The sequence below is a fragment of the Moorena sp. SIO3B2 genome (assembly GCF_010692525.1).
Classification (GTDB): Bacteria; Cyanobacteriota; Cyanobacteriia; order Cyanobacteriales; family Coleofasciculaceae; genus Moorena; species Moorena producens.
Map to the genome: position 1 here is coordinate 1 of NZ_JAAHHE010000605.1, position 2869 is coordinate 2869.

At 41.7% G+C, this 2869-nt stretch carries 2 protein-coding genes and 1 pseudogene; 1 reads left to right on the forward strand and 2 read right to left on the reverse strand.

The window, feature by feature from the left end; all coding sequences use genetic code 11:
* Positions 1-850: pseudogene (locus tag F6K38_RS38700) on the forward strand (plasmid replication protein, CyRepA1 family); the annotation flags it as partial.
* Between the two features lie 120 nt (positions 851-970).
* Here F6K38_RS38700 and F6K38_RS38705 read toward each other — a convergent pair.
* Positions 971-1354, reverse strand: coding sequence for a DurN family substrate-assisted peptide maturase (locus F6K38_RS38705; RefSeq protein ID WP_287360248.1), 384 nt, complete (start codon positions 1352-1354; stop codon positions 971-973).
* Positions 1355-1662: 308 nt separating this feature from the next.
* The gene (locus F6K38_RS38710; protein ID WP_287263842.1) at positions 1663-2610 is read right to left on the reverse strand and encodes a Nif11-like leader peptide family natural product precursor; all 948 of its coding nucleotides are present in this window, start codon (positions 2608-2610) and stop codon (positions 1663-1665) included.
* Positions 2611-2869: the final 259 nt, after the last annotated feature.

The window sequence follows — 2869 nt, forward strand, 5'->3', positions numbered from 1 at the left end:
GTCTAAGGGTTCACCCCAAGCGGAAGAGTTGGGAGCACAGAATGCTCTGATGGCAGCGATTACTGCAGTTAGAGACCAAAACTATCAGGCTGAGTGTAATGCGATCGCATCTAGTCAAGACTTCAGTGATAGCCAATATCAAACGATTAGCAAACGCCTAGTCAAAAAACCATCGGAACGTCGCTCACTACGGAAGTACGATTTAAAGCAGCGTTATGCCATCCCAGTCACACCAGAACTGGTACTCAAAGATGACCAAGGCTGGTATAAGCAGCTACGGCTCCATTATTTTCTTACCCTAGGTCAGCAACATCTAGCAGAACGGGATGCTAAGGTAGCGCGACTGTTAATTGAGCAAGGTCAAGGGAGTATATTTATACCGGATTTCAATCGTGCTGTGCTAGGAGCAATGATTGGTACTATGAAAGTTTTGGGGATACCAATTCTATTAGAAAATCTGGAACGAGAACTCAAAAATACTGATCAGGACTTGCAGGAGATGGCTGCGATCGCATTAGCAAACCGTTGTGCTATCAAAACCATCACCGGAATAGGACTAGCTAAGAAAGCAACTCCGATTGTTATTATTAGGCGCTTCTTGGATAAAATCGGCTATGGCTTACAGTGTATTCGTTATCAGAGCCAAGGAAAAAAGCGGTTCAGAGTTTATCAGCTAGTTAGTCCAGAAGATGGTCGCATGGAAGTGTTCCAGAGGTGGTTAGCTAGTGATGCTCTGAGGTTAGGCACTAGTGAGAGTTGGCTGGATAATGATTTATCTGCTAGGTCTGGTAATACTCAGTCAGTGGATTCAGAAAACAGTAATTATGTTCAATTGTGTCTTAATGTTTAGTCTTAATTTGTAGTCTTAATTTGTAGGATTACGTGGAGGGTGGGGGAAGCTATAATCCCCCACCCTCTAACATTTACCCTAAGAAAGTATCACTAGCTGATAGTGAACTTTGTGCACAACTTAGCTCTTCTTTTCGATGGTAATCTTAAACCCAAGCTTCTCCTCGATTGCTCTGAGCTCACTAATCGCTGGCCACATATTTTTGATATCGTTTTGCCAGAGAATCAAATCCCTTTCTCCTTCTGTCACTTCTGCTTCACCAAACAGCTTACCCAACCACTCAAATAGACCATCTATACTAACATCTTCCGGTGGAGTTACCCGATTCAATGTCTGGTGCCCAGGGGTCGCCAATGCCATCTTCAGCAAGTCGTAGAGCGTGCCTTCAGAGGACAGACATAAACACAAGAGCATCAATATCTGTATTTGCCGAATTTCATCCCTGTCACCACCTCTATCTTTATCTTCTCTATATTCTTTAGGATTATGCTTGATCTTGACCATAGTGTCTTCGAGTAGTTTTTTTTAGTAATGTGTTCGAGTCTGCTTGATTGAACTTATCCCAACTTAGCTTTTTTACCATTACTAGTAAATTTGATCATTATAAATTTGTTCATTATGGATAAGTTTGATGAAGTAATATTTAAGTTTACCCAAGAAGAGTGTAACTCCTTCATCTATTTTTCCTAATCATACCATGTGTACAGTATTGGTATAATTATTTTCTTTAGCAACAAGTCACAGGAGTATTTCACATAAAACATTTTTTAGGCTAGTTTAGAACATAGTTTTTTGATCTCATTTTTTTTATTTCAGTTTGCTGTCAATTTTACCTTAGGCTTGAGTAACTTATTCATCCATTGATCAGAAACGTTAAAGCCAAAACTCCACCGGTTTGCTTGGGTTTTATTAACAATACAATGCCACAGCAACTTGTGTGGCTCGCTTTCGATCTTGAAGAATCTAACCACTTTCGGCTTCTCCTCAAGGGTTACTAACTCTTTGGTTTCGGGATTCATGTAGCGGAAAAATGGTTTGCCATCCCCATTGAATTCACAGCGATCAAAATCAACGCAATACATCCGCCAACCTGGCTGAGTTTCGTTCGTGTGCCACATCCGATAAGCATTCGGCGGATACCATAAGCTTCCTGAGAACCTAATTTCAGCTCCAAAGAACTCTTCCAGGAGTTCGATTAACTTTACTTTCGTCCTAAAATAATCATCGTAAAGGGAATGGTCAACATACCGATCCAGATTAATTAAGTGGAACTGACTCCAGGCATATTCAGGCTGGGATGAAGCCACACCTTGATCCAGGTAGGAGCGCAATGATTTGAGATACCGCTGTTGGAATTCTGGATCAGCTGGGGAAACATCGGCAAATTTTAAATTTGCTTCCCAAAAACTCTTTTCATACAGCCCTATATCCACCGTATCTGGCTTGATTTTGAGCTTTCCGACCTCCTCAGCAATTTTCTCAAACCCTGGAATCTCGGAAAACTTAAACTCGTAGTGATAAGCGTGGGGGAACCCTTTATCAGAAGCAGACTCAGAACAATCAATGGAAATCAGAGGTTTGTCACTCTTGGGAACATAAGAAGCATTTGCTGCTGCTATATCTTTTTTGGTAAAACAATAACCGTGATTGGCACCAAGTTTAACCAGCTCTTCTTCCGTTGTGATTACCTTAACTTGCTGTCTCAATGCTTCTGTATTTTCAAGAGCTTCATAAAACTTCTCCACCGCTTCTTTTGACATAGCTTTTTCAACCAATTAAACCAACAAAATTACAACCACGACAATAATAATCCCAGAGTCTACCTTCACCGACACAAGCTTTCCCCTCAATCTAGGTCTATCGGCTTATGCTGATGGAGGCGGATCGAGCATCAGAGGGGAAGGGACTCGCTCCGGATAGGCTAGCCGCAAAAAGTGCATTCCGATTCCAGCGATCCCAAGCATCAGATCGAGAAAGAGATCCTTAGTTGTAGAACCACAGAGCCACGTGCGAGCTTTC